The organism is Sphingomonas bacterium (assembly GCF_903643065.1).
Lineage (GTDB): Bacteria > Pseudomonadota > Alphaproteobacteria > Sphingomonadales > Sphingomonadaceae > Sphingomonas.
Window position 1 is genome coordinate 1 of the sequence record NZ_CAHJWX010000336.1, and the last position, 3,407, is coordinate 3,407.

3 protein-coding genes are annotated in these 3,407 nt (G+C 73.1%); all 3 read left to right on the forward strand.

The annotated features are described in order from the left end of the window. On the forward strand, nt 1–983 hold a 983-nt coding region (locus tag HUU95_RS11555; protein ID WP_174280243.1), incomplete at its 5' end, for a phosphoenolpyruvate--protein phosphotransferase. A 14-nt stretch (nt 984–997) separates the two neighbouring features. Next, entirely contained in the window at nt 998–2,680 is a 1,683-nt protein-coding gene (gene nagE, locus HUU95_RS11560; RefSeq protein ID WP_174280245.1) for an N-acetylglucosamine-specific PTS transporter subunit IIBC, read from the forward strand. Between the two features lie 148 nt (nt 2,681–2,828). After that, the gene (locus tag HUU95_RS11565; RefSeq protein ID WP_174280244.1) at nt 2,829–3,407 is read left to right on the forward strand and encodes a hypothetical protein; all 579 of its coding nucleotides are present in this window, start codon (nt 2,829–2,831) and stop codon (nt 3,405–3,407) included.

Genomic DNA, 3,407 nt, shown 5'->3' on the forward strand with positions numbered 1-3,407 from the left:
CCCGGGCCAGGATCGCCGCCGCGCAGGTGCGGCGCGCGGCGGCGCAGGCGAGCGCGGCGGAACCGTGCCGGATGGCGGACGGCACGCGGATCGAGGTCTTTGCTAACCTCGCCTCGCTCGTCGACGCCGATGCGGCGATGGCGGCGGGAGCGGAAGGCTGTGGCCTGCTGCGCACCGAACTCCTGTTCCTCGATCGCGACGATCCGCCCGACGAGGCCGAGCAGCTTGCCCTGTACGCGGCCATCGCGGCGCGGCTGGAGGGAAGGCCGCTCATCGTCCGCACCCTCGACATCGGCGGCGACAAGCCGGTGCGCTACCTGCCGATGCCGGCCGAGGAGAACCCGGCGCTGGGGCTGCGCGGCATCCGCGTCGGGCTGCGCCATCCCGAGCTGCTCGATCCGCAGCTGCGCGCGATCCTGCGCGTATCGCCGCCCGGCCAGTGCCGCATCCTGGTGCCGATGGTCGCAAGCCTGGACGAACTGGTCGAGGTCCGCCGCCGCGTCGACCGGGCGGCGCAGGCCATCGGCCGCGCCGAGCCCGTGCGGATCGGCGTGATGATCGAGACCCCCGCCGCCGCGATCGCCGCCGACGTGCTGGCGCGGTCCGCCGACTTCTTCGCGATCGGCACCAACGACCTCGCGCAATATACGCTGGCGATGGATCGCGGAAACCCGTCGGTCGCGCCGGAGGTCGACGCGCTCCACCCCGCCGTGCTGCGCATGATCGAGGTGGCCGCGCGCGCGGCCGCCGCCGGCAAGCGCCCGGTCGGGGTATGCGGCGCCCTTGCCTCCGACCTCGCCGCCGCGCCGATCCTGATCGGGCTGGGCGTGACCGAGCTGTCGGCCGTGCCGGGGATCGTTCCCGAACTGAAGGCGCTGGTGCGCTCGCTGACGGGCGCGCGGTGCGCCGACCTCGCCGCCTCGGCGCTGCGCCAGTCCTCGGCCGGCGCGGTGCGCGCCCTCGCCGCCAGAGCTCGTCCGTGAAGCGCCCGTCCGCAATGCGACCCCGTTTTCCGTCCGGCGCCCTCCAGGGGCTCGGCCGGGCGCTGATGCTGCCGATCGCGGTGCTGCCGATCGCCGGGTTGCTGCTCCGGCTCGGCCAGCCCGACCTGCTCGGCATCCCGTTCGTCGCGTCCGCCGGCGATGCGATCTTCCAGAACCTCGGCCTGCTCTTCGCGATCGGCGTCGCGGTGGGGTTCGCGCGCGACGGCAACGGCGCCGCGGCGCTCGCAGGCGCGGTGTGCTTCCTTGTCGCCACCAACGGCGCGCAGGCGCTGCTCCATCCGCCGGCCGACATCGGCGCCGGACTGCCGCCCGCCGCCGTGACGGTGGTCCTGGCCGCCTATCGCCAGGCGGCGCTCGCCAGGCTTAGCGTCCCGCTGGGCACGATCTCGGGGCTGATCGCGGGGGCGTCCTACAACCGGTTCGGCGCGATCGCGCTGCCCGAATACCTCGCCTTCTTCGGCGGACGACGGTTCGTGCCGATCGTGAGCGGGCTGGCGGGCCTGGCGCTGGCGCTCGCCTTCGGGCTCGGCTGGGGCGGGCTGAACAGGGGCATCGACGCGCTGAGCCATGCCCTTGTCGCCGCCGGGCCGTTCGGGCTGTTCGTCTATGGCGTGCTCAACCGGCTGCTGCTCGTGACCGGGCTGCACCACATCCTCAACAACATCGTCTGGTTCGTGGTGGGCGATTTCCACGGCGCGACCGGCGACCTCAACCGCTTCTTCGCCGGCGACCCGAGGGCGGGCGCGTTCATGAGCGGTTTCTTCCCGGTGATGATCTTCGGCCTGCCGGCCGGCTGTCTGGCCATGTACCGCAGCGCCCGGCCCGAGCGTCGCGCCGAGACCGGCGGGATGCTGCTCAGCCTGGCGCTGACCGCGATGCTGACCGGCGTGACCGAGCCGATCGAGTTCACCTTCATGTTCCTGGCGCCGGTGCTGTACGGCATCCACGCGCTGCTGACCGGCGCGGCGATGGCGCTGATGGACGTGCTGCACGTCAGGCTGGGCTTCGGCTTCTCGGCGGGACTGCTCGATTACCTCCTCAACTATGGCCGGGCGACGCGGCCGCTGCTGCTGCTGCCGGTGGGGGCGGTCTATGCCATCGCCTATTACGGCCTGTTCCGGTTCGTCATCGTCCGTTTCGACCTGGCCACGCCCGGACGTGAGCGGGTGCCCGCCGGCACGCCGGCCGCCCGCGCTCCGGCGACAGGCTCGCGCGCCCGGCAGTTCGTCGAGGCGCTCGGCGGCCGCGCCAACCTCCTGTCGATCGACGCCTGCACGACCCGCCTTCGGCTGGTCGTCGAGAACCAGGCGGCGGTGGACGACGCCTTGCTGAAGCGGCTGGGCGCGCGCGGCGTCATGCGACCCTCCACCCGCGACCTGCAGGTGGTCATCGGCCCGACGGCCGATCAGCTCGCCCGCGAGATGCGGGAAGCCGACCTCCCGGACGGACCGGAGGCGACCGCCCGCGACCTGCTCGCCGCCCTTGGTGGCCGCGCGAACGTGCGAGCCGTCACCGCCCTGTCGAGCCGCCTGCTCGTGACGGCGATCGAGGCCGGAGCGGTCGATCCGGTCCGGTTGGACGCAGCCGCGCGCGGCGCGGTGGAGGCAGGGGTGGGGTGCTGGCAGATCGTCGTCGGACCCGGAGCCGAGGAGATGGTCGGGACCATGGGCTTCTGACCCGAAGGCCGAGAGAGGATCTGGCCTGGACGCCGTCGCTGCCCAGTACCCATGCCAGTACCCATGCCCATGCCGCGCACGATGCTGTACGGGGCCACGCAAGTCGTTCTTGCCCGGAGCCGTCGTCATTCCATCGATCCCCAGGGCCATGGCCCCCGCCGATCCGGCGCCGCCGGTGAACGCCCGGCGTGTTCCGGGCGACGCGATGGCCGTCGCCTGTGTCGCCGCGTCGCTGCTGGTCTGCGGCGGGCTGCTCGCCTATGGCGCCGGGCGGGGGGCGGACCTCACCGACGAGATCTTCTATCTCGTCTGGACGCGCGATCCCGACGCCCATGCGCTCACCTACCAGCCGTTCGGCTATCTGCTGCACCCGCTGCTCGGGCTGGTCGACGGCGACCTGCGATCCTATCGGCTGGGGGGGTTCGCCATCGCGGCGGGAGCGGGCGCCCTGCTTGGGTCCTCGGTCCCGGCCGCGAGACGGGGCGCGCCCCTGCTGCCGCTCCACGGCGCCCTTGCCGCACTGACGATCTTCTTCCCGTGGATCATCACCCCCAGCTACAATTCGGCGGCGAACGTCGGCGCGATGCTGGCGATCGCCGGTGTCCTGAACGTCCGGGCGGGACGCCGCGTGCCGGGCGCGATCGAGGCGGCGGCGGGGCTGTGCCTCGCGGCGGTGCTGGGCGAGCGCGGCTGGCGGTATCTGTCGGCACGGTGGTTGGCGCTGTGA

What these genes read in the sequence shown, in the direction of transcription:
- nagE (WP_174280245.1), top strand. Translation starts at nt 998, where the DNA reads ATGCGACCCCGTTTTCCGTCCGGCGCCCTCCAGGGGCTCGGCCGGGCG.
- HUU95_RS11565 (WP_174280244.1), top strand. Translation starts at nt 2,829, where the DNA reads ATGGCCCCCGCCGATCCGGCGCCGCCGGTGAACGCCCGGCGTGTTCCG.